Source organism: Burkholderiaceae bacterium (genome assembly GCA_024235995.1).
Lineage (GTDB): Bacteria > Pseudomonadota > Gammaproteobacteria > Burkholderiales > Burkholderiaceae_C > Ottowia.
Genome location: JACKLI010000001.1, coordinates 56,987 through 82,238, shown reverse-complemented (window position 1 = coordinate 82,238; position 25,252 = coordinate 56,987). Strand labels below are relative to the sequence as shown.

Genomic DNA, 25,252 nt, shown 5'->3' with positions numbered 1-25,252 from the left:
GCGCAAGCAGCTATCAAATCAGGATTTTTGATCGGGGGCAAGTTGCAGAAACGACAGCACCTCGCCGATCAGCCGGGGAAAGTCCGACAGCGCGTGGTCGCCCCCCTCCAGCAGGCGCAGCCGCGCGCCGGCGTAGCGCGCGCTCATCTCGCGCCAGTCCAGCAGCTCGTCGCCCTTGGCGACGATGGCCAGGGTGCGGCCGGGCGCGGCCAGCGGCCCGGCTTGCAGCGCGCGCAGCTCGTCGATGTATTCGGCCCGGAAGAAGAAGTTTTCGGTCGGGTCGTGCCAGGCCGTCTGCTCGCCGACGTGGGCCGCCAGGTCGCGGGCGGGATCGACGGCGGGGTTGAGCACCACCGCGCGGCAGCCGCGCCGCTGGGCCAGCCAGGTGGCGTAGTAGCCGCCCAGCGAGGAGCCGACGACGGCCATGCCCTCGGCGGGCCAGTCGGCCGTGCCGGCGTCGATCAGCGCCGCCGCGGCGCGCGGCGAAGGCGGCAGCTGCGGGCACCACCAGCGCACGGCGGGGTGCTCGGCGCGCACGCGCGCGGCCATCCGCTGCGCCTTGCTGGATTGGGGCGAGGAGCGAAAGCCGTGCAGGTAGAGCAGGTGGGTGGTGGCCATCGCGCCATGCTACGGGATGGGTGCGCGGGATAATCCCGCCATGGCTGTTGTATTCGACCGACCCTCGCCGTGGCAGCGCGTGCGGCCCCACCTGCGCGGGCTCGACTGGCTGCTGCTGCTGGCCATGCTGCTGCTGGCCGGGCTGGGCCTGCTGGCCATGTATTCGTCGGGGTTCGATCACGGCACGCGCTTCGTCGACCATGGGCGCAACATGCTGATCGCCGCCGGCATCATGGTGGTGGTGGCGCAGGTGCCGCCCCGGCGGCTGATGCAGCTGGCGGTGCCGGTGTACGTGCTGGGCGTGGCGCTGCTGGTGGCGGTGGCGCTGTTCGGCATCAGCAAGAAGGGCGCGCAGCGCTGGATCAACCTGGGCGTGGTCATCCAGCCCAGCGAGCTGCTGAAGATCGCCACGCCCATGATGCTGGCCTGGTGGTTCCACCGCCGCGAGGGGCAGACCCGCGCGCTGGACTTCGCCGTCGCCTTTGGCCTGCTGGCGGTGCCGGTGGCGCTGATCGTCAGGCAGCCCGACCTGGGCACCGCCATGCTGGTGCTGGCCGCCGGCCTGGCGGTGATCTTCTTTGCCGGCCTGCCCTGGAAGCTGGTGCTGCCGCCGGTGCTGATCGCCGCCGCCGGCGTGGCGCTGATCCTGGCCTTCGAGCCGCGGCTGTGCGCCGACGGCCAGGACTGGGTGGTGCTGCACGAATACCAGCGCCAGCGCGTGTGCACCCTGCTGGACCCCACGCGCGACCCGCTGGGCAAGGGCTTTCACATCCTGCAGGGCATGATCGCCATCGGCTCGGGCGGGCTGTGGGGCAAGGGCTTCATGCAGGGCACGCAGACGCACCTGGAGTTCATCCCCGAGCGCACCACGGACTTCATCTTTGCCGCCTTCTCCGAGGAGTTCGGCCTGGTCGGCAACCTGATGGTGATTGCCGCCTTCGTCTTTCTGGTCCTGCGCAGCCTGATGATCGCCGCCGAAGGGCCCACCCTGTTCGCGCGCCTGCTGGCGGCCAGCCTGGCCACCATCTTCTTCACCTACGCCTTCGTCAACATGAGCATGGTCAGCGGCATCCTGCCGGTGGTGGGCGTGCCCCTGCCCTTCATCAGCTACGGCGGCACCGCCATGGTCACGCTGGGCCTGGCGCTGGGCATGCTGATGTCGATCGCCAAGGAAAAGCGGCTGATCCAGAGCTGAGCATCGGCAGCCTGGCTTGCCAGCCGGGCGGGTGCCGTCACAATGCAGGGGTTTTTCAACCCCACCCAGGAGAAGACATGGCCGGCAAGTTCGAGCTCAAGAAGTCCAAGAACGGCAAATTCCACTTCAACCTGCTGGCCAGCAATGGCCAGATCATCCTGACGAGCGAGATGTACGAGGCCAAGGCCAGCGCCGTCAACGGCATCGAGTCGGTCAAGAAGAACGGCGCCGACGCGGCGCGCTACGACAAGCTGACCGCCAAGGACGGCTCACCCTACTTCACGCTCAAGGCCACCAACGGCCAAGTGATCGGCCAAAGCCAGATGTATTCCAGCGAGGCGGCGCGCGACCACGGCATCGCGTCATGCATCAGTAATGCCCCCGGCGCCAGCGTGGACGACCAGAGCGCAGTCTGACGGCGGGTGGCCTGTCCCGTGCCGAGCCGCCTGCGGGCGGCTTTTTTTTCAGAGCCAGCGCGCGATCAGGCTGGCCAGCAGGCTCAGCAGCACCGTGCTGGCCAGCGGAATGAACCACTCGCGCCCGAACAGGCGAAAGTGAAAGTCGCCCGGCAGGCGCCCCAGGCCGAACCTGCGCAGGAACGGCGCCAGGCCGTTGATCAGCACCAGGGCCAGGAAGACGACGATCAGCCAGCGGATCATTTACAGCCGATGCGTGCGGTCGCCCGCCGCGAAGCCGCGCGCCGCCCAGCCTTCGCCCACCGCCAGGCCGATGACCTTGAACAGCTCGCCCATCTCGTGCTCGGCCAGCAGCTTCATGGCCGGCGCGCGGGCGGTGGCCGGCAGCTCGGCCATGCGCTCGGCCAGGCCGCTGTTGAGCAGGAAGCGCCCCTGGCTGGTGTAGCCCAGCACCGACAGGCCGGCGTCCTGCGCGGCCAGGGCGATGCCGGTGAAGTTGACGTGCGCGGTGATGTCCTTCTCGCCCACGTCCGCCAGCGGGTCGTCGTCCATGCGGTGCGCGCGGTGGCAGGCCAGCGTGCCCATATGGCGCTGCGGGTGGTAGTACTCGGCCTCGGGAAAGCCGTAGTCGACGAAAAACGCCGCGCCGCGCCCGCCGCGCGCCAGGCGCTCGGCCACGGTGCGCACGAAGGCCTCGGCCTGCGGGTGGATCTCGGTCACGTAGTCGTGCGCGCCCGCCACCTCGACGGGCGGGCGCAGCGGGCTCGCCCGGTCGCTCCAGGCGAATGATCCTGAAATCATAGCTGTCTGCGCTTTTCTGGCGCCGGCTGGAGCCTCATTGGGCTTGAAAATCACGCCGCGTTCGTGCCACACGCCGTCCACGCGCGCCAGCAGCTGCACCGGCATGGCGTCCAGCACCTCGTTGCCCAGCACCACGCCGCGCAGGGTGTCGGGCAGCTGGCTGGCCCACTGCACCAGCTCGCCGTGCGCGGCCAGGCGCTGCTGCTGGCGCGCGCGCAGGGCGCCGGACACGTCCACGATGGTGTAGCGGCGCGGCGCCTGGCCGCGCCGCGCCAGCTCGCCCAGCACCTGCTCGGCCAGCACGCCCGAGCCGGCGCCGAACTCCCAGACCTCGTCCGTGCCGGTGTGCCGCAGGGCCTCGGCCACCGCGTCCGCCAGCGTCTGGCCGAACAGGGGCGACAACTCGGGCGCGGTGACGAAGTCGCTGCCGTCGCGCGCCAGCTGGCCGAACTTGCGCGAGCCATGGGCGTAGTAGCCCAGGCCCGGCGCGTACAGCGCCTGCTGCATGAAGCGGTCGAAGGGCAGCCAGCCGCCGGCGGCCTGGATGTCGCCGGCGATGCGCGCGGCCAGTTCGGTCAAGGGGGTAGGTTCAGCGATGGCGGAGGACACGCGCGCATTGTCCGCCATGGGCGCGGCCGGCCGCGGCGCCGATTTGCCACAATGCAACCCGTGTCCGACGCCGCCCGCTCACCTTCCAACGCCCGCACCGTGCTGGTCACCGGCGCGGCGCGCCGGCTGGGGCGCGAGATCAGCCTGGCCTTCGCGCGCGCCGGCTGGGGCGTGCTGGCGCACCACCGCCATTCCACCGACGCGGCCCGCGCGCTGCAGGCCGAGATCCAGGCCCTGGGCGGGCAATGCCAGCTGCTGCACGCCGACCTGCACGCGCCCGACGCGGCCGCCGCGCTGCTGCATCAGGCCCGTACGGCCAGCGGCGGACTGCCGCAGTGCATCGTCAACAATGCTTCTGTTTTTGAAGCGGACGAGGCTTTGTCGGCGGGGGCTGAAAGCCTGATGAAGCACCTGGCGACCAACACCGTCACGCCCCTGCTGCTGGCCAACGCGCTGGCGGCGGCGCTGGCGCAGGCGGGCCAGCCCACGGCTGGCCGCTGCAGCGTGGTGCACGTGCTGGACCAGAAGGTGCACAACCTGAATCCGGACTATTTCTCCTACACCGTCAGCAAGCTGGCGCTGGCCCACAGCGTAGCCCTGCAGGCGCAGGCGCTGGCGCCCTGGGTGCGCGTGTGCGGCCTGTCGCCCGGGCTGATGTACCTGAGCGGGCCGCAGACGCAGGCCAACTTCGAGCGTGCCAGCCGCGTCAACCTGCTGCGCCAGCCCATCGATGCGGTCGACGTGGCGCGCTGCGCGCTGTTCATTGCCGAAAACCCCAGCCTGAACGGCACCACGCTGCAGGCCGACAACGGCCAGCACCTGGTGGCGCTCGACCGGGACGTGATGTTCGCCGTGGAAACGGGCCCCCACGCTCCCCCGCTGGCGCGTGGTGCGCTGCCCCCCGAGGGGGCTGTGGCCGCCTTGGGGCGGCCCGGCGGCGACCGGGGCAGATCATGAACTCCATGCTGCTGGCCTTCGCCACGCTGGACGCGCGCCTGGCCACCGAGTGCCGCCTGCTCAGCCTGCGCCGGCACGAGCGCGCGGTGCGCATCGGCGTGCACGAGTTCGAGCGCCACAAGCCGCAGCGCCTGTGGTTCGACGTCGACCTGTGCGTGCGGCTGCAGCACGCCGCTGCCGCGCGCGACGACATCGCCCACACGCTGGACTACGACTTCGTGCGCGAGGTGATCGACCAGGCCGTCGGCCGGCGGCACCACGAGCTGCAGGAAACCCTGTGCGACGCCGTGCTGGCCGCCGTGCTGCGCCGCCCCGAGGTGCAGGCCGCGCGCGTGGCCACGCGCAAGCCCGACGTGTACGCCGACAGCGCCTCGGTCGGCGTCGAGCGCGTCGCCGTCAAACCCTGGTGAAGCTTTGCTGAAACCATGATGAGCCACGACTTCGCGCCCGAGCTGGGCGACCAGCACCTGCAGCTGACCGGCCTGCGCTTTGCCGCCAACCTGGGCATCCTGGAGCACGAAAAGCGTGCGCCGCAGCCGATCCAGGTGGACGCCGAGCTGAACCTGGGCGCGCAGCCGCTGCGCCCGCGCGACGACGACATCACCCACGTGCTGGACTACCGCAAGGTGCGCCAGATCATCATCGACGAATGCACCGCCGAGCACGTCAACCTGCTGGAGAGCCTGATCGGCAAGCTGTGCCAGCGCCTGCTGGGCCTGCACGGCGTGCAGGGCGTGCGCGTGACGATCACCAAGCTGGAAATCTTCGACGACTGCGCGGTGGCCATCCGCATGGAGGCCGGGCGCTGGTAAACCGCTGCCGACCCCCATGACAAACGCGGGCTTGTCCTTTACAGTGAACAGGCCCTCACCCATCAGCCAACCGGAGGATTGCCATGGCCACCCGTTCCACCCCGAAGCCGTCCGATGCCGCCGCAACCGGCCTGCCCGATCTGAGCGACATCACGCAGATGCTCAAGCAGATGAAAGTGCCGGCGGTCGACGTCAAGGCCTTCGTCGACTGGCAGCGCAAGGAGTTCGAGGCGCTGGGCGAGGCCAACCGCCAGGCCTACGAAGGCATGAAAGCGCTGGCCGAGCGGCGCAACGAGATCCTGCGCGAGAACATGGCCGAGTGGCAGGCGTCGATGAAAGACGCGCTCGACAAGGACGTCATGGCCAAACAGGGCGCCGCCATGCAGCGCAGCATGAACAAGGCGATGAAGGACTTCCAGGAACTGGCCGCTCTCGAGATGAAGGCCCGCTCCGACGCCTGGAAGGCGCTGCAGCAGCGCATGCAGGACAACATGGCCCACCTCAAGGACATGATGAAGACCGGCAAGTAGTCCGCTGCCGCGCGGGCCGTCGCCCGCCTGCGGCCTACGACACCGCGGCCGGCTCGGCCGGCTTGGGCGTGTTGAGGACGAAGGCGTCCGAGAAGCAGGCGCCTTCTTCCAGCCCGTGCGACAAAAACTCGGGCACCGCCGTCTGCACCATCATGGTCGAGCCGCAGGCGTAAAGCTCCTGCCCGCGCATGTCCGGGAAGTCCTCCAGCACCGCATGGTGCACCAGGCCGCGCCGGCCTTCCCAGCCGTCGCCCGGCGCGCCGTCGGACAGCACCGGGATGAAGCGGAAGTTGGCGTGCTCGCGCTGCCAGGTCTCGGCCAGCTCGCGCATGTACAGGTCCGACACCTGGCGCACGCCCCAGTACAGCCGCATGGGCCGCGTGATGCCGCGGGCGAAGGCGTCCTCGATGATGCTCTTGACCGGCGCGAAACCCGTGGCCCCGGCCAGGAAGACGATGGGCCGCTCGCCCTCGCGCAGCGTGAAGCGCCCCAGCGGCCCTTCCAGGCGCAGCGTGTCGCCCACCTTCATGCCCTCGAACACGTGGCCGGTGAAGCGCCCGCCCGCGATGCGGCGCACGTGCAGGTCGATCAGCGGGCGCTGCATCGGCGGGTTGGCGAACGAGAAGGCGCGGCGCTCGCCGTCCTCCAGGATCACGTTCAGGTACTGGCCGGCGATGAAGTCCAGCTTCAGGCCGGCCGGCGGCTGCAGCAGCAGGCGGATCACCTCGGGCGCCAGGCGCTCCATGCCCACCACGGTGGCGTCGAACTCGTGCTTGGCAAGCGGCTCCAGCGTCTCGACGTCGATTTCCAGGTCTTCCTGGGGCACGGCGCAGCACATCAGGGCCTGGCCGCGCGCGCGCATGGCCTCGGTCAGCGTGGCCGGCTGGTAGGGGCCGTGGTCGAACCTGCCGTTCAGCACCGTGCACACGCACAGGCCGCAGCCGCCGCTGCGGCAGTCGTACTGCAGCGGCAGCTCGGCGCGCAGGCCGGCCTCCAGGATGGTTTCGCCCCGGCGCACCGGCACGTGGCGCGCGTCCGGGTGCACGGTGATGTTCAGCGTGCGCGCGGCCGCGCCGCTGCGCCGCCACACCAGCCAGGGCTGCACGAACAGCAGGCCGGACACGCCCAGCACCAGCGCCCAGGTCCACGCCGGCCCCCAGGCGTGCACCAGCGGGTACAGCCCCAACAGCAGCCAGTCGAGCTTGAGCGCGCCGGGCACCACGTCCATGTGCGCCGGCCCGCCCTGGCTGGCGACGGGCAGCACCAGCGCCAGCACCACCAGCATCACGCCGGCGGCGATGGCGATCGGCTTGGGCGGCTGCATGGCCGCCTTGGGCACGCGCTGCACGTGCACCCACATCAGCAGCAGGGTGACCAGCGGCACGCCGATGTGGATGAACACCAGCAGCGAGAACAGGCGGTCGCTCACCGTGCTGTCGTAGATGAAGTTGCGGATCAGCGAGCCGCGGAACATCGGGATCCAGTCCAGCCACTCGAAGCTGGCGGTGGTCACGTACTGCGCCAGCTGGTCCCAGGGCAGCATGTAGCCGTTGGCGCCGGCGACGTACACCAGCCAGATCAGCGCCACGCCCGTGACCCACGACACCCAGCGAAAGCCGCGCAGGCGGTCGAACGCGAAGTAGCGCAGCATGTGGATCACCATGGTCACCACCATGGCGTCCGACGCGTAGCGGTGCACGCTGCGCACGATGCCGCCGGCGAACCACTGCCGCTGCGTCAGGCCTTGCACCGACTGGAAGGCGCCGGTCACGCTGGTGTCGAAAAAGGCGAACAGGTACAGGCCGGTGCCGGCCACGATCCAGAACAGGAAGAAGGTCAGCGAGCCCAGGTGGTAGTAGGGGTTCAGGCGGTCGCCGAAGGCGCGGTTGAACACCGCCTCCACCTGCATGAAGCCCCAGCGCATCAGCGCCTGCAATGCGCCGATCATGCCGGCACCTCCCGCGCGCCGGCGCGCATGGCGCGCAGCACCACGACCACGAACAGCAGCCCGCCGATGACGGCCAGCAGCCCGCCCAGGCCCATCAGGCCCATGCCCGCCACCTCGGCGCTGCTGCGCAGCACCTGCTCGCTGCCGGCCACCTTGCGCTGCACGCCGTAGCCGCCCGACCACACCAGGCCGATGATGTGCAGCAGCTGCCCCAGCCCGTACACCCAGGGCTGCCACGCCGCCAGGCGTCCGCGCGGCGCGGACCAGCCCAGCGTGGGCAGCAGGTGGTAGACGATGCCCATCAACGCCAGCGTCACGCCCACGATGCAGCCATGGTAGTGCGCCGGAATCTTGACGTTGCTGCCGCTGATCAGCATGCCGATCACGCCGCCGCAGGCGAACAGCAGCATGGAGCTGACCAGCGCGCCCCACAGCGGCTTTTGCTCGTCGCGCAGGCGGCGCAGCGGGGCCAGCGCCAGCACCACGGCCAGCGCGATGGGGAAGATGGCCAGGCCGCCGCCCATGCGCATGGCCCAGGTGTGCAGCTGGCGGTTTTCCACGCTGATGGCGCTGTGGGCCACGTAGGCATAGGGCGTGACGAACACGCTGACGAGCGCCAGCATGAGCAGCAACAGCGCGATGCGCGGGCTCAGGAACAGGCGCCCGCCGCAGGCCTGCGCCAGCCACAGCCACACCACCAGCATCAGCAGCGTCCAGGCGAACTGCAGCGCATGGCCGCCGCCCCAGAACAGGATCTCGTAGTAGGTGCGCAGGTCCAGCTGCGCCGGCACGTCCCGCAGCGACCAGCCGAAGGCCAGCAGGGCCACCGCCACGCAGATGACGCTGGCCGTCAGGCCGAAGCGCAGCGCGCGCTCGCCGTCGATCACGCCGCCCAGGCGCGGCGCGGCCAGCAGGCTGCGCAGCACCTGCACCGCCAGGCCCAGGCCGAAGACCGCCAGGCCGGCCAGGAACAGCGGCCCGTGCAGCACCGGGATGTAGTTGGCCATGATGGCTTCGCCCGGGCGGATGAAGGCGCCCAGCGCCATCAGCAGCGTGCCGCTGCCGCACAGGCCCAGCGCGGCCCAGCTCCAGCCCAGGGCGCGCTCGGTGCCGTTCAGGCTCCACAGCATGCCGGCCATGGCGGCAAACCACACCAGCACCGAAAGGTCCACGTGCACCACCAGCGCCACGCGGAAGAAGTCCGCCACCGGAAACCACTGGTTCAGCCCCGGCGTGCGCGCCAGCACCAGCAGCACCGAATAAAGCCCCGAGCCCGCCAGCGCGGCCAGGCCCAGCGCCAGCCAGGCCCGCGCCAGGGCGCGCTGCGCGGTGGTGGGTTGGGGCAGCGCGTAGGCGCTGGGGGTGTTGGCCGCGTGGCCGAGCCGCGGTGCGGGGCCGAGGGCAGGGTGGGAGAGCGTGTTCATTGGAAGACGATGCCGCCCTTCTCGGCGTTGAAATCGATGACGAGCACCTGCGAGGGTTTCAGCGTGACCGTTGCCTCGCGCTGCGCCGTGAAGCCGCTGGCGCGCACGTCGTCCTTCATGCGCACGGCGATTTTTTGTTCGCCGGCCGGCACCTGCAGGCGCTGGTAGACGGCCGAGCTGCCGTCGCGCTTGAGGCCGCTGGGCTCGGCGGTGCGGGCAAGCACCCGCTGGCCGTTGATGTCCACCTCGATGCTGACGGGCGAGCGCTCGCGCGGGCAGATCTGCTTGGGCCGCATCTGCGGCGGCAGCTTGGCCTTTTCGGCCTCGGTGAGCGGGCGGCAGTCGCCCACGGGCTTGCCGGTGTGCGTGAAGCTGACCTTGATCAGCGCCTCGCCGGGCGGCAGCGGGTGGTAGACGGGCCAGTGCGAGAACACGCCGATGAAGACGGCGAACAGGGCGTACAGCAGCGCCTGGCCCAGCCAGGCACCGACCGTGACGGGGCGCCGCGCGGGCGCGGCGGCGGAGGCATTCATGACAGCACCTCGAGGGCGGAGGGGGAAGGGGGGGCGCCGCGCGCGGCCGTCGCGCCGCGCAGGCGGTCCAGGGCCGCGTGCACGTCCGCGGCTTCGGCCTGCGCCCAGCGCTGGCGCGGCACGGCCGGCCGCAGATGCGGCTCGCGCCGGCCGTGCAGGCGCTCACGCAGCAGCTGCGGACCGTCGCGAAACGCGCATTCACCGGGCGCGCAGCCCTGGATCAGCACGCCGGCGGCGCCGTCGCGCAGCGCGTATTCGATGAACGAGGGCGGCAGCTGGCCGGCGCACACCAGCTCGATGGCCACCACGTCGTGCGCCTGCAAGGCCGGTGCCCGCCGGGCCTGGGCGCACGCGAAGGCCACGATGGGGCGCGCGGCGGTGCTGGCCTGCAGGCCGGCGCGCAGCTGCTGGCGCAGGTTTTGGACGGACAGCTGGGGCAGGTCGATGCCGCTGACCAGCTGCGCCATGCTGCGAAACGGCGTGGACGACGGGCAGGCGCCGGCGCAGATGCCGCAGCTGGCGCAGCGCTCGGCATCGACCTGGGCCAGCGCGTGGCCCGGCTTGCCCCCCGCAAAATGGGGGTGCTCCACCATGGTGATGGCGGCGTAGGGGCAGTCGTCCACGCAACGGCGGCAGCCGCTGCAGTGCGCCGGATCGACCACCGCCACGGGCGCGGCCGACGTGCGGCGCGGCCAGGCCGGCAGCAGCAGGAGCAGCGCCAGCGCGCCCGCCACCAGGGCCCAGGCGCCGCCGTTGGACAGGGCACCGGCCAGCGGGTGGATGAACAGCAGCAGCCAGTCGAGCGCCAGCGCCGCCGGCACCTGCGCCACGTTGGCCGCCGGACCGCTGGTGATGGGCGCCAGGGCCGACAGGGCCACGAACATGGCGCTCAGGGCCAGCGCCATGGGCCACGGCGGCACCACCCGCGCGCGCGGCAGGCGCTGGATGTGAAACCACAGCCCGAAGGTCATCAGCAGGGCCACGCCCAGGTGCACGAACACGAACAGCGAAAACAGCCGGTCGCCGACCGCGCCGGCGCTCAGGAAGTTGCGTGCCAGCGGCGCGCCCAGCCAGGGCAGCGCGTCCAGCCATTCGGCCGTGGCCGTGGCCGAGTACTGGCCCAGCGCGTCCCAGTTGAGCCAGAAGCCCCCGATGGCGCACACGAAGGCGAACACGACGAGCGGCACCCCCGTGAGCCAGCTGAAGCCGTGATGGCCGGCAAAGCGCCCGTGCAGCCATTCGCGCAGCACGTGCAGGCCCATCAGCAGCACCAGGGCGTCGGCGGCGTAGCGGTGCACGCTGCGCAGCCAGCCGCCGTAAAGCCAGGGCCAGGCGGCCAGGCGCTCGATCGACGCATGGGCGCCGGCGGCCGAGGTGTCGATGACGGCGTACAGGTAGATGCCGCTGGCCGCCAGGCTCCAGAAGCACAGGAAGCCCAGGCTGCCCAGGTGGTGCAGCGGGTTCAGCGCGGGGCCCGTGAAGCGGTCGATCCCGCGTTCCAGCACCTGCCAGGCCGTGAGCAGCTGCAGGCGCGGCATGGATGGCAGGGGGGCCGTGGCGGCGGCCGTCAACGCAGCGCCTCCCGTGGCAGCACCGCCGGGGCGCGGGCCTGCCGGCGGGTGCGGCGCGAACGGCGCCACTCGGCCACGCCGTAGCCGATCATCCACAGGAAGAACACCATGCCGCCCACCAACTCCATCACCAGCGCGTACTTGAAGCGGTAGCTGCCGGTCTCGGGGTCGTACACGGTGCACAGGATGCGCACGCGCTCGAGCAGGCTGGTCAGCGTCTCGCGCTGGGTGACGGGCGCGCGCCCCAGCAGCTGGCGCAAGGGCTCGCCCAGCTGCTGCGCCGTCAGCGTGTCGCCCCAGACCTGGGTGGCGATCTTGCCCTCGGCGTCGAGCACGGTGACGCCCAGGATGTGGTCGAACCCGGCCGGCGTGGCCAGGTAGCTGAAACCGAAGCTGCGCGTGAGCGGCTCGACGATCTTGGCGTGCGGGCTGAGGAATTCCCAATTGGGGTACTTGATGCCGTACTGCGCGGCGAACGAGCGCAGCGCCACCGGCGAGTCGGCCGGCTGGTTGAAGCCGATGCTGACGACGTTGAACTGGTTGGGGCTGAGCAGCTTGTCCAGCCCCTTGACGGCTTCGTACAGGTTGCGCGTGGTGGCGGGACAGATCTCGAAGCAGCCGGTGTAAATAAAGCTTACCAGCAGCGGCTTGCCGCGGTACTGCGACAGGCGCACCGGCCTGCCCTGGCGGTCGAGGAAGGTGAAGTCGGGCGGGGTGCTGCCGATGACCGCCTGGCCGGCGGCCAGGGCGGCCGCCTCGTCCAGGCGCGGCACGGTGCTGGTTGCCGCATCCTGCGCCTGCGCCCAGCCGGCGGCGCCCAGCAGGGCCGCCGCCGCCAGCGGCCCCAGCGTGCGTTGCGCTCGCCGGGCCAGCCCGATCACCACGTTCATCACCACTTTCACACTCCGAACCGCCGCCCCAGGCGCCGCGGCGGTCAACGGCCCGGCTTCAGCTCAGGCCCCACAAGGTGGACAGGTACTTCCAGTTGATGAAGTAGTACAGCACGAAGGCCACCAGGAACACCATGGCCAGCACGAAGGTGCCGGGGGCGGCAAAGCCGGCCGAGCCTGCCGTCTGCGCCACCACGGTGGGGGCGGTGCGCGGGATCGGCGTGAAGGTGGCGCGCTCGGTGCCGCGCTCCAGGCGCTTGCCCCACAGCAGCGAGCCGACGGTGACGTAGATGTAGATCGCGCCGCCGGTGATGGCTGCCACGCCGCCGATGCCGACCAGGCCCATCATCAGGTAGGCCGCGCCGGGCCATTCGTAGGCCAGCGGGTTGCCGGCAAAGGCCATGTCCCAGTGGCGGCGCGACACGCCCAGGGTGCCGGCGCCCATCATCACCAGGCAGAAGAAGTACATCGAGAAGCCGAAGATGTACGGCTGCCACTTGGCCAGCGTGGGCGCGATCATCTCGCGCTTGAACAGCACCGGGATCAGGTAGTAGGTCAGCGCCATGAAGGTCAGCGTGGTGCCCACCACCACCGTGGCGTGGAAGTGCCCCGGCACGTAGATGGTGTTGTGGATGATCATGTTCAGCTGCTCGGTGCCCATCATCACGCCGGAGATGCCGCCCAGGAAGCCGAAGCCGATGATCGAGATGAACACGCCCGAGAACGTGGGGTTGCCCCAGGGCGCCTTGCGCAGCCACTCGAACAGGCCCTTGGTGAAGCCCTTTTCGCGCTGCGCCACTTCCATCGCGCCGGGCACCGTCAGGCCGTGCAGCATGGAGGCCAGCACCGCAAAGTACATGAAGTAGCTGGTGTTGACGATCTTCCAGGGCGTGGACAGGCCCGGGTCGGCCAGCAGGTGGTGGGCGCTGGCCAGCTGCAGGAACAGGATGTAGAGCAGGAAGGCCGTGCGGCTGACGCGCTCGCTCATCGGCTTGGCGCCGAAGACGACGGCCGCCACCAGGTACCACACCGAGATGTGCGCCGCCACGTTGATCTGCTGCGAGGAGTGGCCCAGCGCCCACCAGATGGTGCGGTAGGCCAGCGGGTCGACCTGCTTGAGCAGTCCGATGGACATCAGCCAGGTGGGCACCAGGATGATGGCGCCCGACAGCAGCGTGAATACCGCGATGATGGCCGCCGTGATGGCGCCCATGGTGACCAGCGGGACCGAACCCTGGTAGGTGCGGTCGCGCTTGGCGACCACCAGGGTGCCGAAGAACACGCCGCAGCCCAGCAGGGCGCCGACCGCGAACAGGATGATGGTCAGGTAGAACCAGGACGAGGCCATCATGGGCACGTAGCTGGTCATCATGACGCTGGAGCTGCCCTGGAACACGACGATGTTGTTGCCCACCGAGCCGATCACCATCAGCGCGAAGGCCAGCCAGGCGATCTTGGGCGTGGCGATGCGGCAGCGCAGCAGGGTGGAGGAGCAGAAGTACAGGATGGCGATCTCGAAGAAGATCAGCCAGAAGATCAGCATGTCCAGCCCGTGGGCCGTCAGCACCATATAGAAGGTGTCGGCCTCGAGCCAGTGCACGGCCGGCCAGCGCGTGAGCACCACGCCGATGGCCAGCAGGCCGCCAAAGGCCAGGAACAGCACGCCCATGACGGCGTTGAAGATCATCAGTTTTTCGGCCTGCGCCTCGAATTGCAGGCCCGATCGCGGGCAGGTGCGGTAGGTGGTGGCTTGTCCCATGGTGCGTCCCTCAGTCTTTGATATACATCCGGCCGACCATGGTGTGGTGGCCAATGCCACAGAACTCGTTGCACACGATCGAGATCTGACCCGATTGGTTGGGGGTGATGGTCAGCACGTGCTCGAAGCCCGGCACCAACTGGATGTTGATGTTCTGCGGCTGCAGCGAAAAGCCGTGGTTGTAGTCCATGGCCGTCAGGTGCAGGCGGTATTTCTCGCCCTTCTTCAGCTCCAGGATGGGCCAGAAGTTCCACAGCCGGCCCAGCACGTAGACGTCGGCGCCGGGCGGCGGGGCGACCACGGGGGTCTTTTGCTCGCCCTCGGTGCGCACCGTGTACTTGTCGACCGCGGCCTGGGCCTGGGTCATGAACTTCTCGGGCGTGGTGCGGTAGGTCTCGGTCGACAGGTTCTGGTTGCCCCAGACGTGCCAGCCGACCATCATGACGAACATGATCAGGCACCAGGTCAGCGACAGCACGATCCACGTGCCCTCGACCCGATCGATGGGATGCTTGTACCAAAGCCGTTCCGACGGCGGCAGGATGGCGCTCATGGTGTTGTATCTCTTGGTTGAAGGACGATCCGGGCGCCGGCCTACTTGGCCAGGGGCAGCATCATGATTTCGACCACGCCCCACAGGTTGTAGACCAGCATGGGGATCAGCACGCCCAGGAACAGCAGGATGAAGGGGCTGTCCAGCAGCTGCTGCACCCAGGGAATGGGCGCGTTGGGGTCGTTCAGGTCGTCGTTCGAGCTCATGCTTTCCTCCAAAAAAAGTTGTCGCGGCACAGCGAAACAGACAGGTCGGTCAATTCTCGAGTGCATTACTCGGGATAGATTTGACTTAGTTCAATGTTTTGCCGCCACGCCGGCCAGTGGGCCCTACGCTACCATCGCGCGCCATGATGTCAGGTAAGGTTTTCCCCCCGGCGCCGGCGGCCGATCCGGGCGCGCGCTGGCTGCGCCGGCTGGCCTGGGTCTGCGCCGCGCTGGTGCTGGCCATCATCCTGCTGAGCGCCACCCTGCGGCTGGCCAAGTCCGGCATCGGCTGCGCGCCCTGGCCGCAGTGCTACGGGGCCGCGCAGGCCGGGGCGGTGGCGCAGGCGCCCGATGCGCTGGCGCCGGTGCGCGCCGCACACCGCGTGCTGGCGGTGGCGGCGCTGGGGCTCGTTCTGATCATGCTGGCCATCGGCCTGGGCGGGCGCCCCCGCTGGCAGCAGGACAGCGGCGAGGCCCTGGCCCTGCTGGGGGTCACGCTGTTCCTGGCGCTGCTGGGGCCGTTCAGCGCGGGCTCGGTGCTGCCCGCCGTGGCGCTGGGCAACCTGCTGGGCGGCTTTGCCATGCTGGCGCTGTGCGTGCGCCTGGCGGCGCGCCGGCGCGTCGGCGGCGCGGGCGCGCGGGCGTGGGCGTGGCTGTTGGCCCTGGCCGTGCTGGCGCAGGTGGTGCTGGGCGGCCTGGCCAGCGCCACCGGCTCGATCCTGAGCTGCGACGGCTTGGCCGACTGCGCCGCCGCGGCGCAGGGCCAGTCCTGGGCGGCGCTGCAGCCGTGGCGTGCGCCCGGCAGCGCGCCGGGCGCGCCCGTGCAATGGCTGCACCGGCTGGCGGCCTGGGGCGTGGTGGCGCTGGGCGTGCCACTGGCCTGGCGGCGGCTGCGGCAGGGCGACCGCGGGGCCGGGCTGCTGCTGGCCTGCCTGCTGGCCCAGATCGTGCTGGGGCCAGCGATGGTGAGCGCCCACTTTCCGATGGCGCTGGTGCTGGCGCACAACGCGCTGGCGGCCTGCACGCTGGCGCTGGCCGCGCGCTGGCTTTGACGGGGCTGCGCGGGGCGGCTGCGATCAGCGCCGCAGCGCGTTCAGCAGCTTCTGCCCGGCGCGCCCGTCGGCCTTCATGCCCAGGCGCTGCTGCTCGGCCTTGATGGCCTCGCGCGTCTTGGCGCCAATCATGCCGTCGGCGCTGCCGATGTCGTGGCCGCGTGCCAGCAGCAGGGTTTGCAGCTCGCGGTTGTCGGCGCGCGACAGGCCGGGGTCGTCGGTCGGCCAGGGTGTGGCGAAGGCGATGGGCGCCGCCGGGTCAGCGATCAGATCGGCCAAGTGGGCGATGGCCAGGGCGTAGTTTTCGCTGGCGTTGTAGCGGTACAACGCGTCGAAGTTGCGGCCCACCAGAAAGGCCGGGCCGCCGGCCGCCGGGATCATCAGGCCGGCGCTGGGCAGTTCGTCGGGCAGCGGCTGGCCATTGGCCAGGGTGAGGCCGGCGCGGCGCCAGGCGGCGATGGGCTGCCTGGCCTTGCGGCTGGCGCCCGAGGCGTCGTAAGCCCGGGGCAGCCGCACCTCGAAGCCCCAGGGCTCGCCGCGCCGCCAGCCGGCGTTCTGCAAAAACTTGGCGGTGGAGGCCAGCGCATCGGGCACGCTGTCCACGATGTCGCGCCGGCCGTCGCCGTCGAAGTCCACCGCATTGGCGAAGAAGGTGCTGGGCATGAACTGCGTCTGCCCGAAGGCGCCGGCCCAGGAGCCGGTCAGCTTGTCGGCCGGGACGTGGCCTTCCTGCAGGATGCGCAGCGCGGCGGCGAACTCGCCGCGAAAGTAGCTCTGGCGGCGGCCGAAGCACGACAGCGTGGCCAGCGACTGCACCAGCGGGCGCCCGCCCAGGTTCTGGCCGAAGTTGCTCTCCACGCCCCACACGCCGGTGACGATGGCGGCCGGCACGCCCGTCCGCTGCTCTATTTTTTGCAGCGTGCCCTGCCACTTGGCAAAGGCCGCGCGGCCGTCCTGCACGCGCTCGGCGTCGTCCAGCACGGCCAGGTAGTCCCACACCGGGATGGTGAACTCGGGCTGGCGATCGAGCAGCACCAGCACCGACGGGTCGGGCGCCAGGCCCTCAGTGTTCTGCCGGAAGGTGGCGGCGGTGATGGGGCGAAAGGCCGGCGTGTCCTTCAGGCGGCTCAGGCAGGCGCCGAATTCGGCCGGATCGGCGTTGGGCGCGGCGTCCTGGGCGTGCGCCGGCAGCGCCGCGACCAGGCCAGCCAGCAAGGCCAGAATGCCCGTCATGCCACGGCGGCAAATCAACAGTTCAATCATTCAAGAATGATAGCTGTTTACCCATGCGCAATGCGGAGAATAGGTGTTTTTCATGCTGAGCCGCGTGCCATGCAGGCCGCGATGCGTGCCGCCGTCTTGGCGGTGAGTGCGTCGCGATCGGAGCCCGGATTGAGCTCGGCGATGTCGCTGGCCAGCACCTTGCCACTGGCGAGCACCGTGTGCAGCAAGGCCAGCACGCTGGCCAGCGGCACGCCCAGCACGGCGGGTGCCGACACGCCCGGGGCCTGAAAGCCGGGCAGCACGTCCAGGCACACGGTCAGGTATACGGCCTCGCAGCGCTGCAGGGCGACCAGCAGGTCGTCGCGCGCGGCGGCCACGCCGGTTTCGGTTTGCAGGTTTTCGTCGAGCACGTGGCGCACGTCCAGCGCGTCGGCCCGATCGAACAGCGCCTGCGTGTTGGCATAGCGGCTGATGCCCAGCACGTGGTAATTGAAGGGATGGCCATGGGCACGGCACCAGTCGCTGATCTGGCGGAACGGCGTGCCGGAATTGGCCTGCGCGGCCTGGCGCAGGTCGAAGTGGGCGTCGAAGTTGACGACCAGAATGTTTTGCAGGTTGGGCCGGGCGCGCACGATGCCCTGGAACGTTCCCCAGGCTATCTCGTGCCCGCCGCCCAGCACCAGCGGGCGGCAGCCCTGGTTCAGCATGGCGGCCACACGCTGGGCCAGCACGTCCTGCGCGGCTTCCAGTTGCCCGTCGGCGCAAGCCACGTCGCCCGCGTCCCACAGCGTGGGCTCGTTCAGGATGGGCAGGTTGGCCAGCGCGGCGCGCAGGGCACCGGGGCCTGCGGCCGCGCCCGGCCGGCCGCCGTTGCGCCGCACGCCTTCGTCCACCGCAAAGCCGAGCAGCGCCACGCCGTCCCGGGCCTGGTCCGTGAAGGGCTGAACGCGCTGGTGCCAGCGGGTGGTGAGGCCAGGCTCCTCGAGGTCGAGGCGGCCCGTCCAGTCAAATGGTTTCATGGGGTTTCGCGCCAGCCTCTTGCGGCGGCGGATTGAAGGATGGGGCTGGGCTCAAGACAATCCATGCCAGTGCGGGCGCGGGCTCATTCACGGGCGTGAGCGCCGGACTGGCTTGCTGCTGCGACCACCACAGGCCCTGCCCTGGGGCGAGCACCGCATCGCCATGGCGCCAGCGACCCGCCAGCACCATGCACAAGCCGGCGGGCGTGCTGCCGGGGACGCATGCCTCGCGCGCCACCCGCAGCTGCCCCTGCCAGCGCGCGCGGCGCACCATGAGGTTGAAATCGCTCGAAGGGCCGCCCAGCAGCGCGCAGTCGATGGCCGCTTCACCTGGAAATCCCTGGGAGCGCCAGGGCACGTCGAGCGCGTGGATGGCGCCGCTGTCCTGCCGATGCAGGCGCAAGCCGCTGCCCTCCAGCAGCATGATCTGGCGGTCCACCCCGGCAAAGGCCGAGAAGGTGCAGGGCCCGGCCACGCTGGCCACGCTGGCCCGCCACTCGAAGTTTTCCCACGTGGAGCCCGGCGGCCAGCAGGCCAGCTCGCGGGTGGTGCCCCCGCCGTTCTTCCATGGCATGGGCGGGATGGACGACAGATCGAAGGATTGCATGGGCTCAGGCCCGCGTGAGCACGGCCTGCAGGAACGCGCGCGTGCGCTCCTGGGCGGGGTTGGTGAAGATGGTGGCGGGCGGGCCCGATTCGATGATGCCGCCGCCGTCCATGACGACGACCACGTCGCCCACCTCGCGCGCGAAGTCCATCTCATGGGTCACGACCATCATGGTCATGCCCTCGCGCGCCAGCACCTTCATGACCTGCAGCACCTCGCCCACGAGCTCGGGGTCGAGCGCCGAGGTGGGCTCGTCGAACAGCATCACGCGCGGCTTCATGGCCAGGGCGCGGGCGATGGCCACGCGCTGCTTCTGGCCGCCCGAAAGGCTCGCGGGCATGGCCTCGGCCTTGTGGGCCAGCCCCACCTTTTCGAGCAGCACGCGCGCTCCGGCCTCCGCCTCGGCGCGCGGCAGCCTGTGCAGCTTGCGCGGGCCCAGCGTGACGTTGTCGATCACCGACAGGTGCGGGAACAGGTTGAACGACTGGAACACCATGCCGACTTCCTCGCGCAGCGCGTTGAGCTCGCGCTCGGGCAGCATCCGGCCTTCATCCACGAGCGTGCGCCCGCAGATGTCGATGCGTCCGCCCTGGGGCTGCTCCAGGCCGTTGCAGCAGCGCAGGAAGGTACTCTTGCCCGAGCCGCTGGGGCCGATCACGACCACCACCTGCGAGGGTTGCACGTCGAAGTCGATGCCATCCAGGACGACGTGTTCGCCATAGGCCTTGCGCAGGCCGCGGATGCGCACGATGGGCCCGGCGCTCCGGGAACCCGATGGAGCTTGCATCGTCATTGCACCATCCCCCCCGCGCGCAGGCGCAACTCGACGTGGCGCAGCGCCAGCGTGGTCGCGCCCGTGAGGATGAAGTACACCACCGCGATCGCCAGGTACACCTCCAGCGAGCGGTAGGACACGCTGATGATCTTCTGCCCTTCGTGCATGAGGTCGTGGATGGTGAGCAGCGACACCAGCGCCGAGTTCTTGATGAGCGCGATGAACTCGTTGCCCAGCGGCGGGATCATGCGCACCACGGCCTGCGGCAGCACCACGCTGCGCATGGCCTGGCCCGAGGACATGCCGATGGAGCGCGCTGCCTCCATCTGGCCCTTGTCGATCGACTGGATCGCGCCGCGCACGATCTCGGACACGTAGGCGCCCGAGTAGATGCCCAGGCCGATCACGCCGCACACGAAGGCCGGCAGCAGGATGCCCAACTGCGGCAGGCCGAAGAACAGCAGGAACAGCTGCACCAGCAGCGGCGTGCCGCGGATGGCCGCCACGTAGGCCGTGCACAGGCCGTAGACGATGCGGTTGCTGGGGTTGAGACGACCGATGCCCACCAGCAGGCCCAGCACGCAGCCCATCAGCAGGGAGACGGCGGTCACCTCCACCGTCACCACAGCCCCCTGCAGCAAGGAGTGCCAGCCGGCCCAGACTGGCGAAAAATCGAGTTCCATCGATCAATCCCGCATCACTTGGCGGCGGCGCCGGTGCTGAACCACTTCTTCACGATGGCGGCATAGGTGCCGTCGGCCTTCAGCCTGGCGATGGCGGCGTTGACGGCCTTGGTGAGCTCGGGCGTATCCTTGCGCAGCGCCATGCCGTACTCCTCGGTGGTGAGCTGCTCCGCAAGCACGCGCAGGCCGGGACGGGTGCGCACATACTGATAGGCGGCCGGCTTGCCCGTCACGGCGGCGTCGGCGCGGCCAATGTCCACGAGGTTGAACATCTCCTGGTTCTTCTCGACCTCGATGCGCTGCACCTTGGGGTAGTTCTGCGTCAGGAAGCCCACCGACTTGGTGCCCACCTGCACGGTGACCCGCTTGCCGTCCAGGTCGGCCAGCTTGTTGATGGAGGTGTTGCCGTCCTTGACCATGGCCACGAGGCCGCCCGCGTAGTAGGGGTCGGTGAAATCCACCACCTTCTTGCGCTCGTCGGTGATGTAGATGGCCGAGACGGCCATGTCGAAGCGCTTGGAGATCAGGCCCGGGATCAGGCCCTTGAAATCGATGTCCACCCATTCGATGGGACGGCCCATCGCCTTGCCGATGGCCTCCACCAGCTCGATGTCGAAACCGGTGCGCTTGTTGTTGTCCACGAACTCCATGGGCGGGAAGGTGGCGTCGGTGCCCACGCGCAGGGTGTTGTCCTGGGCGTGTGCGCCAGCGCTGCCCAGCGCGAAAGCGGCCAGGCTGGACAGAAGAAGGGTGCGGCGGATGGTCATCATGAAAAGTCTCCAGTGAATGGTTAGAGGAAGAACACAGAACAACTCAACGCAAAACAACTCAACGCAAAATCAGTTGGCGCGATATGCGCGCGGCGGCCACGACCACCATGCGGATCAGCGCCTGCTCCTGTCCCTGGGCGCGCAGCAAGGGCGCCATCAGCGTGATGGCGCCGGCGGCCTGGCGTGCCGGGCCGAACAGCGGCACGCTGCAGCCCCACACGCCGGGGTCCACCTCGTTCGCGCTCACGGCAAAGCCCGCCTGGCGGATGGCTTGCAGCTCGTCCTGCGCGGCCTGGCGCGCGGCCGTGCCCGCACCCCACAGGCTGTCGAGCACGGCGGCGCGCGCGGCCTCGGGCAGGTGAGCCAGCAGGCACTTGGCCGAGGCGCCGGCGCGCAAGGGCACGCTGCGTCCTTTCTCGAACGAGCAGCGCAGCGAATGCTGGCTTTCCACCATGTCCAGGCAGATGGCCTGGTCGTTGACCGCCACGATCAGTCCCACGCTCTCGTGCGACTGTTGCGACAGCTGGAGCATGCCGGGGCGCGCCTGGCGCACCAGATGCGAGGCCAGATCGAACCCCAGCGCCAGTTGCAGGCCGAGCGGGCCGGGGGCGTAGCTGCCTTCGGTCTCCAGCACGAAACCCCAGCGCTTGAGCCGCGCGAGCTGGCGGTACAGCGTGCTGCGGGCCAGCCCGGTACGCTCCATCAACTGCGCGGCCGACAGCGCCTGGCCTTGCTGGGCCAGCACGGCCAGCACCTGCAGCACGCGGTCGGCGGTGGGGGTGGTGGCGGGCGAAGCGCTTTCGGGCATGCGGGCAGTATCCCGGCAAGCCGTCGCCATTCACAGCCCTTCATTCCCATTTTTTGGGAATGGCAATCTCTTTTTTATGCGCTTGCTTGCAAGCTGAGCACCAGCCGCCGCGTGTCCGGGTCTTCGGGCATCGCATGGTCGGTAAAGCCCAGCTCGCGGCCCAGCTCGCGCATGCGGCGGTTTTCGGTCAGCACGATGGCCACCAGGCGCTGGGTGCCAGCGGCGCGCAGGTGCTCGATCAGCCGGTTCATCAGGATGCGGCCCAGGCCCGTGCCCTTCAGCTCGGGGCGCACGATGATGCCGAATTCGGCTTCCATATTGTCGGGGTCGGCGCTGGCGCGCGCCACGCCCAGGGTCTGCTCGGCGCCGTCGGGGCCGAGGGCGGTGGCGATGAAGGCCATCTCGCGCGTGTAGTCGATCTGCACCAGGCGTGCCAGCTCGCTGCGCTCCATGTGGCGGCGGCTGTAGAACACGCGCATGCGGATGTCCTCGGGCGACAGGCTGTCGAGAAAGGCGCGGTGCTGCGCCTCGTCCTCGGGGCGGATGGGGCGCAGGGTGAGCGTGCGGCCCTGCCAGGGCAGGGTCTGGATCAGCTCGGCCGGGTAGGGCGCGATGGCGAAGCGGGCCGCGCCCGCCGGCTGGCGCGGGCTGACGCGCACGCGGGCATCCAGCGCGATGGCGCCGGCGTGGTCGACCAGCAGGGGGTTGATGTCCAGCTCGGCCACCTCGGGCACGTCGGCCAGCAGCTGCGACACCGCCATCAGCGTGGCGACGACGGCGGACATGTCGGCGGGCGGCACGTCGCGCCAGCCGGCCAGCAGGCGCGCCACGCGCGTGTGCCCGATCAGCGCGCGCGCCAGCGGGGCGTTGAGCGGCGGCAGCGCCATGGCGCTGTCCTTCATCACCTCCACCGCCGTGCCGCCCTGGCCGAACAGGATGACGGGGCCAAACGTCGGGTCCACGCTGGCGCCGATGATCAATTCTTGCGCCTGCGGCTTGCGCACCATGGTCTGCACGCTCAGGCCGTCCAGCCGCGCCTGCGGGTGGCTTTTGGCGATGCGCGCCAGCATGGCCTGCGCGGCGGCGCGCACGTCATCGGTGTCCTGCAGGTTGAGCGCCACGCCGCCCACGTCGGACTTGTGCGTGATGTCGGGCGAGAGGATTTTGAGCACCACCGGAAAGCCGATGCGCGCCGCCTCCTGCGCCGCTGCCTCGGCACTGGTGGGCACGGTGCGCGTGGCCACCACGGGGATGCTGTAGGCCGCGCACACGGCCTTGGCTTCGGGCTCGGTCAGCCATTCGCGGCCCTCGGCCAGCACGGCGGCGATCAGGCGGCGCACGGCGGCGGTGTCGGGCGCGGGGATGTTGGCGTTGCCCGCGGGCGTGGCCGGGGGCGCTTCGGTCAGCTCGGCTTGGTTGCGGGCATAGTCGTGCAGCATGCCGATGGCGGCCACCGCCTGCTCGGGCATGTCGTAGCAGGCGATGCCGGCGTCGACGAACAGCTGGCGCGCCTCGGCCACCGCCGCGCCGCCCATCCAGGTGGCGACGAGCGGCAGCGGGCGCCGGCCGGGCGGGTGCGCGGCCGGCACCAGGGCGCGCGCGATGTCGCTGGCCGGCACGATGGCGGTGGGCGCGTGGATGAACAGCAGCGTGCCGCTGTCCTGCGGGTGGCGCGCCAGCGCGGCCAGCGCATCGACGTAGCGCTGCGCGGGCGCGTCGCCGATGATGTCCACCGGGTTGCCGTGCGACCAGTTGGCGGGCAGCACGGCGTCCAGCTCCTGCCGCAGCGCGTCACCCAGCTCGGCCAGCGGCACGCCCTGCGCAGCGGCGGCGTCGGCCGCCAGCACGCCGGCGCCGCCGCCGTTGGTGAGGATGCTCAGGCGATCGCCGATGGGCGCCTTGAAGCGGGTGAGGATTTCGGCGGCCAGAAACAGCTGCTCCAGGCTGTTCACGCGCAGCATGCCGGTGCGGGCGATGGCGGCGTCGTACACCGCGTCGGCGCCCGCCAACGCGCCGGTGTGCGAGGCCGCGGCCTTCTGCCCCTGCGCGCTGCGCCCGGCCTTGATGACGATGACCGGCTTGTTGCGTGCCGCCGCCCGCGCGGCCGACATGAACTTGCGCGCGTGCTCGACCGATTCGATGTACAGCAGGATGGCGCGGGTGTGCGCGTCGCTGGCCAGGTAGTCCAGCATGTCGCCAAAGTCCACGTCGGCGTGCTCGCCCAGCGAGACGAAGTGCGAAAAGCCGATGCGCTGCGCCCGTGCCCAGTCCAGCATGGCGGTGACCAGCGCGCCCGACTGCGAGACGAAGGCGATCTGCCCCGGCTGCGCCGCCACGTGCGCAAAGCTGGCGTTGAGCCCCACGTGCGGCGCCAGCAGGCCCACGCAGTTGGGCCCCAGAATGCGCAGCAGATGCGGGCGGGCGGCATCCAGCATGGCCTGCTTCTGCTCGGCCGTCTGCCCCGCGCTGATGACCACCGCCGCCTGGGTGCCGGCCTGGGCCAGCTGCTCGATCAGGCCCACCACGGTGGCCGGCGGCGTGCAGATCACCGCCAGCTCGGGCACGGCGGGCAGATCGGCCACGCGGGCGTAGCAGGGCCGGCCCGACAGCTCGGTGTGCTTGGGGTTGACCGGCCACACCTCGCCCTTGAAATCGCCGCCGCACATGTTGCGCCACAGCGTGCCGCCCACCGACTGCGGCCGCTCGGATGCGCCGATCACGGCCACCGAGCGGGGGTCGAACAGGGAATCGAGGTTGCGGATGCTCATGGAAGAACCTTGTATCGACGGTCATCGGGGCCGCCGCCGAAGCTGTGCCAGGTCAAGGACGGCCGCGCGGGCGGTCGCCATACTGGATCGACTGCCGAGCATTGTCTTTGTTCCTGGAGGATGACCCATGCGACCACGTCTGCCCACCTTCGTCGGCCTGGCTCTGCTGGCCCTGCTGGATGTCGGCGTGGCCCGGGCCGAGTCGGCCATCTATGCGCTGGACGCCGACCACACCTACGCCACCTTCGCCATTGACCACAACGGCGCCTCGGTCAACCGAGCGCGCTTCGACGAGGTGGCGGGGTCGGTGCGCTTCGATCCGGTGGCCAAGGCGGGCGCCGTTGACCTGTACGTGCAGGTGGCCAGCGTCTACAGCGGCTCGAAGGGCTTCGACGAGCATCTGCTCTCGCCCGACCTGTTCGACGCCGCCAGGTTTCCGACGCTGCGCTTCGTGTCGGAGCGGCTGGTGTTCGACGGCGAGCGCCTGGTCGAGGTGCCGGGGCAGCTGACGCTGCTGGGGCGCACGCATCCGGTCACGCTCAAGGCGCGGCAGTTTCGCTGCTATCCCAACCAGCGGGCCAAGACCGAGGCCTGCGGCGGCGACTTCGAGGCCGTGATCGACCGCACCCAGTGGGGCATGAACTACCTGGTGGACAAGGGCATGCCCAGGAACGTGCGCATCACGGCGACCATCGAGGCGTTCAGGCAATAGGGCGAATTTCAA

At 70.1% G+C, this 25,252-nt stretch carries 27 protein-coding genes; 8 read left to right on the top strand and 19 right to left on the bottom strand.

Annotated features, from left to right (window positions below; translation table 11 throughout):
- Positions 1-18: 18 nt before the first annotated feature.
- Positions 19-618 carry an esterase gene (locus H6927_00405; GenBank protein ID MCP5216569.1) on the bottom strand — a complete coding sequence of 200 codons (600 nt, stop codon included), beginning with the start codon at positions 616-618 and terminating at the stop codon, positions 19-21.
- A 40-nt stretch (positions 619-658) separates the two neighbouring features.
- Here H6927_00405 and rodA point away from each other — a divergent pair, with 40 nt between their 5' ends.
- On the top strand, positions 659-1,813 hold the full coding sequence (gene rodA, locus H6927_00400) for a rod shape-determining protein RodA (protein MCP5216568.1): 1,155 nt from the start codon (positions 659-661) through the stop codon (positions 1,811-1,813).
- Positions 1,814-1,890: 77 nt separating this feature from the next.
- A complete protein-coding gene (locus H6927_00395) occupies positions 1,891-2,229 on the top strand; it encodes a YegP family protein (protein MCP5216567.1) in 339 nt (112 codons plus the stop codon).
- Positions 2,230-2,277: 48 nt separating this feature from the next.
- Here the strand turns inward: H6927_00395 and H6927_00390 are convergent, their stop codons facing one another.
- Entirely contained in the window at positions 2,278-2,472 is a 195-nt protein-coding gene (locus H6927_00390) for a DUF2905 domain-containing protein (GenBank protein ID MCP5216566.1), read from the bottom strand.
- Positions 2,473-3,657 (bottom strand): SAM-dependent methyltransferase, encoded by a 1,185-nt coding sequence (locus H6927_00385; GenBank protein MCP5216565.1) that lies wholly within the window; start codon positions 3,655-3,657, stop codon positions 2,473-2,475. It lies immediately after the preceding gene.
- A 33-nt stretch (positions 3,658-3,690) separates the two neighbouring features.
- Here H6927_00385 and H6927_00380 point away from each other — a divergent pair, with 33 nt between their 5' ends.
- From H6927_00380 to H6927_00365, 4 genes are all read left to right on the top strand, one after another.
- Entirely contained in the window at positions 3,691-4,596 is a 906-nt protein-coding gene (locus H6927_00380) for an SDR family oxidoreductase (protein ID MCP5216564.1), read from the top strand.
- Positions 4,593-5,006 carry a dihydroneopterin aldolase gene (locus H6927_00375; protein MCP5216563.1) on the top strand — a complete coding sequence of 138 codons (414 nt, stop codon included), beginning with the start codon at positions 4,593-4,595 and terminating at the stop codon, positions 5,004-5,006. Before H6927_00380 ends, H6927_00375 begins: the two co-directional genes overlap by 4 nt.
- An 18-nt stretch (positions 5,007-5,024) precedes the next feature.
- Positions 5,025-5,408 (top strand): dihydroneopterin aldolase, encoded by a 384-nt coding sequence (locus H6927_00370; protein MCP5216562.1) that lies wholly within the window; start codon positions 5,025-5,027, stop codon positions 5,406-5,408.
- A gap of 83 nt (positions 5,409-5,491) precedes the next feature.
- Positions 5,492-5,938: a phasin family protein gene (locus tag H6927_00365; GenBank protein MCP5216561.1), complete on the top strand. Its 447-nt coding sequence runs from the start codon at positions 5,492-5,494 to the stop codon at positions 5,936-5,938.
- A gap of 34 nt (positions 5,939-5,972) precedes the next feature.
- On the opposite strand, the gene H6927_00360 is transcribed toward H6927_00365, so the two are convergent.
- From H6927_00360 to H6927_00325, 8 genes are read right to left on the bottom strand one after another with little or no spacing between them, the layout of a single operon-like run.
- Positions 5,973-7,886: a cytochrome b N-terminal domain-containing protein gene (locus H6927_00360; GenBank protein ID MCP5216560.1), complete on the bottom strand. Its 1,914-nt coding sequence runs from the start codon at positions 7,884-7,886 to the stop codon at positions 5,973-5,975.
- Positions 7,883-9,310 (bottom strand): cbb3-type cytochrome c oxidase subunit I, encoded by a 1,428-nt coding sequence (locus H6927_00355; protein ID MCP5216559.1) that lies wholly within the window; start codon positions 9,308-9,310, stop codon positions 7,883-7,885. Before H6927_00355 ends, H6927_00360 begins: the two co-directional genes overlap by 4 nt.
- Positions 9,307-9,843: a hypothetical protein gene (locus H6927_00350; GenBank protein ID MCP5216558.1), complete on the bottom strand. Its 537-nt coding sequence runs from the start codon at positions 9,841-9,843 to the stop codon at positions 9,307-9,309. The genes H6927_00355 and H6927_00350 overlap by 4 nt, the downstream gene beginning before the upstream one ends.
- Positions 9,840-11,414: a hydrogenase iron-sulfur subunit gene (locus tag H6927_00345; protein ID MCP5216557.1), complete on the bottom strand. Its 1,575-nt coding sequence runs from the start codon at positions 11,412-11,414 to the stop codon at positions 9,840-9,842. The genes H6927_00350 and H6927_00345 overlap by 4 nt, the downstream gene beginning before the upstream one ends.
- Positions 11,411-12,304 carry an SCO family protein gene (locus H6927_00340; GenBank protein MCP5216556.1) on the bottom strand — a complete coding sequence of 298 codons (894 nt, stop codon included), beginning with the start codon at positions 12,302-12,304 and terminating at the stop codon, positions 11,411-11,413. The genes H6927_00345 and H6927_00340 overlap by 4 nt, the downstream gene beginning before the upstream one ends.
- Before the next feature lie 58 nt (positions 12,305-12,362).
- On the bottom strand, positions 12,363-14,063 hold the full coding sequence (locus H6927_00335) for a cbb3-type cytochrome c oxidase subunit I (protein MCP5216555.1): 1,701 nt from the start codon (positions 14,061-14,063) through the stop codon (positions 12,363-12,365).
- A 10-nt stretch (positions 14,064-14,073) separates the two neighbouring features.
- Positions 14,074-14,616, bottom strand: coding sequence for a cytochrome c oxidase subunit II (locus H6927_00330; GenBank protein ID MCP5216554.1), 543 nt, complete (start codon positions 14,614-14,616; stop codon positions 14,074-14,076).
- Positions 14,617-14,657: 41 nt separating this feature from the next.
- Complete coding sequence (locus tag H6927_00325; GenBank protein ID MCP5216553.1) at positions 14,658-14,822, bottom strand: hypothetical protein; 165 nt, start codon at positions 14,820-14,822, stop codon at positions 14,658-14,660.
- A 146-nt stretch (positions 14,823-14,968) separates the two neighbouring features.
- Here H6927_00325 and H6927_00320 point away from each other — a divergent pair, with 146 nt between their 5' ends.
- The gene (locus H6927_00320) at positions 14,969-15,874 is read left to right on the top strand and encodes a COX15/CtaA family protein (GenBank protein MCP5216552.1); all 906 of its coding nucleotides are present in this window, start codon (positions 14,969-14,971) and stop codon (positions 15,872-15,874) included.
- A 24-nt stretch (positions 15,875-15,898) separates the two neighbouring features.
- Here H6927_00320 and H6927_00315 read toward each other — a convergent pair whose 3' ends face one another.
- The 8 genes from H6927_00315 to H6927_00280 form a co-directional block, all read right to left on the bottom strand.
- Complete coding sequence (locus tag H6927_00315; protein ID MCP5216551.1) at positions 15,899-17,107, bottom strand: lytic murein transglycosylase; 1,209 nt, start codon at positions 17,105-17,107, stop codon at positions 15,899-15,901.
- 80 nt (positions 17,108-17,187) lie between these two features.
- Positions 17,188-18,117, bottom strand: a complete 930-nt coding sequence (gene hutG / locus H6927_00310; GenBank protein MCP5216550.1) for a formimidoylglutamase — start codon at positions 18,115-18,117, stop codon at positions 17,188-17,190.
- Positions 18,104-18,724, bottom strand: coding sequence for a HutD family protein (locus H6927_00305; GenBank protein ID MCP5216549.1), 621 nt, complete (start codon positions 18,722-18,724; stop codon positions 18,104-18,106). The genes hutG and H6927_00305 overlap by 14 nt, the downstream gene beginning before the upstream one ends.
- A gap of 4 nt (positions 18,725-18,728) precedes the next feature.
- Entirely contained in the window at positions 18,729-19,475 is a 747-nt protein-coding gene (locus H6927_00300) for an amino acid ABC transporter ATP-binding protein (protein ID MCP5216548.1), read from the bottom strand.
- A gap of 38 nt (positions 19,476-19,513) precedes the next feature.
- Positions 19,514-20,182, bottom strand: coding sequence for an amino acid ABC transporter permease (locus H6927_00295; protein MCP5216547.1), 669 nt, complete (start codon positions 20,180-20,182; stop codon positions 19,514-19,516).
- Between the two features lie 14 nt (positions 20,183-20,196).
- Positions 20,197-20,949, bottom strand: a complete 753-nt coding sequence (locus H6927_00290) for a glutamine ABC transporter substrate-binding protein (protein ID MCP5216546.1) — start codon at positions 20,947-20,949, stop codon at positions 20,197-20,199.
- 61 nt (positions 20,950-21,010) lie between these two features.
- Positions 21,011-21,790, bottom strand: a complete 780-nt coding sequence (locus H6927_00285; GenBank protein ID MCP5216545.1) for an IclR family transcriptional regulator — start codon at positions 21,788-21,790, stop codon at positions 21,011-21,013.
- A gap of 44 nt (positions 21,791-21,834) precedes the next feature.
- A complete protein-coding gene (locus tag H6927_00280) occupies positions 21,835-24,528 on the bottom strand; it encodes a bifunctional acetate--CoA ligase family protein/GNAT family N-acetyltransferase (GenBank protein ID MCP5216544.1) in 2,694 nt (897 codons plus the stop codon).
- A 127-nt stretch (positions 24,529-24,655) separates the two neighbouring features.
- On the opposite strand from H6927_00280, the gene H6927_00275 reads away from it, so the two are divergent.
- The gene (locus H6927_00275; protein MCP5216543.1) at positions 24,656-25,240 is read left to right on the top strand and encodes a YceI family protein; all 585 of its coding nucleotides are present in this window, start codon (positions 24,656-24,658) and stop codon (positions 25,238-25,240) included.
- Positions 25,241-25,252 lie beyond the last annotated feature (12 nt).

Coding starts and splice junctions, on each gene's coding strand:
- H6927_00370 (MCP5216562.1), top strand. CDS start 5,025: ATGAGCCACGACTTCGCGCCCGAGCTGGGCGACCAGCACCTGCAGCTG.
- H6927_00325 (MCP5216553.1), bottom strand. CDS start 14,822: ATGAGCTCGAACGACGACCTGAACGACCCCAACGCGCCCATTCCCTGG.
- H6927_00350 (MCP5216558.1), bottom strand. CDS start 9,843: ATGAATGCCTCCGCCGCCGCGCCCGCGCGGCGCCCCGTCACGGTCGGT.
- H6927_00385 (MCP5216565.1), bottom strand. CDS start 3,657: ATGGCGGACAATGCGCGCGTGTCCTCCGCCATCGCTGAACCTACCCCC.
- H6927_00315 (MCP5216551.1), bottom strand. CDS start 17,107: ATGACGGGCATTCTGGCCTTGCTGGCTGGCCTGGTCGCGGCGCTGCCG.
- H6927_00295 (MCP5216547.1), bottom strand. CDS start 20,182: ATGGAACTCGATTTTTCGCCAGTCTGGGCCGGCTGGCACTCCTTGCTG.
- H6927_00360 (MCP5216560.1), bottom strand. CDS start 7,886: ATGATCGGCGCATTGCAGGCGCTGATGCGCTGGGGCTTCATGCAGGTG.
- H6927_00280 (MCP5216544.1), bottom strand. CDS start 24,528: ATGAGCATCCGCAACCTCGATTCCCTGTTCGACCCCCGCTCGGTGGCC.
- H6927_00380 (MCP5216564.1), top strand. CDS start 3,691: ATGCAACCCGTGTCCGACGCCGCCCGCTCACCTTCCAACGCCCGCACC.
- H6927_00335 (MCP5216555.1), bottom strand. CDS start 14,063: ATGGGACAAGCCACCACCTACCGCACCTGCCCGCGATCGGGCCTGCAA.
- H6927_00405 (MCP5216569.1), bottom strand. CDS start 618: ATGGCCACCACCCACCTGCTCTACCTGCACGGCTTTCGCTCCTCGCCC.
- H6927_00375 (MCP5216563.1), top strand. CDS start 4,593: ATGAACTCCATGCTGCTGGCCTTCGCCACGCTGGACGCGCGCCTGGCC.
- H6927_00275 (MCP5216543.1), top strand. CDS start 24,656: ATGCGACCACGTCTGCCCACCTTCGTCGGCCTGGCTCTGCTGGCCCTG.
- H6927_00340 (MCP5216556.1), bottom strand. CDS start 12,304: ATGAACGTGGTGATCGGGCTGGCCCGGCGAGCGCAACGCACGCTGGGG.
- H6927_00365 (MCP5216561.1), top strand. CDS start 5,492: ATGGCCACCCGTTCCACCCCGAAGCCGTCCGATGCCGCCGCAACCGGC.
- hutG (MCP5216550.1), bottom strand. CDS start 18,117: ATGAAACCATTTGACTGGACGGGCCGCCTCGACCTCGAGGAGCCTGGC.
- H6927_00390 (MCP5216566.1), bottom strand. CDS start 2,472: ATGATCCGCTGGCTGATCGTCGTCTTCCTGGCCCTGGTGCTGATCAAC.
- H6927_00320 (MCP5216552.1), top strand. CDS start 14,969: ATGTCAGGTAAGGTTTTCCCCCCGGCGCCGGCGGCCGATCCGGGCGCG.
- H6927_00285 (MCP5216545.1), bottom strand. CDS start 21,790: ATGGCGACGGCTTGCCGGGATACTGCCCGCATGCCCGAAAGCGCTTCG.
- H6927_00305 (MCP5216549.1), bottom strand. CDS start 18,724: ATGCAATCCTTCGATCTGTCGTCCATCCCGCCCATGCCATGGAAGAAC.
- rodA (MCP5216568.1), top strand. CDS start 659: ATGGCTGTTGTATTCGACCGACCCTCGCCGTGGCAGCGCGTGCGGCCC.
- H6927_00290 (MCP5216546.1), bottom strand. CDS start 20,949: ATGACCATCCGCCGCACCCTTCTTCTGTCCAGCCTGGCCGCTTTCGCG.
- H6927_00330 (MCP5216554.1), bottom strand. CDS start 14,616: ATGAGCGCCATCCTGCCGCCGTCGGAACGGCTTTGGTACAAGCATCCC.
- H6927_00395 (MCP5216567.1), top strand. CDS start 1,891: ATGGCCGGCAAGTTCGAGCTCAAGAAGTCCAAGAACGGCAAATTCCAC.
- H6927_00355 (MCP5216559.1), bottom strand. CDS start 9,310: ATGAACACGCTCTCCCACCCTGCCCTCGGCCCCGCACCGCGGCTCGGC.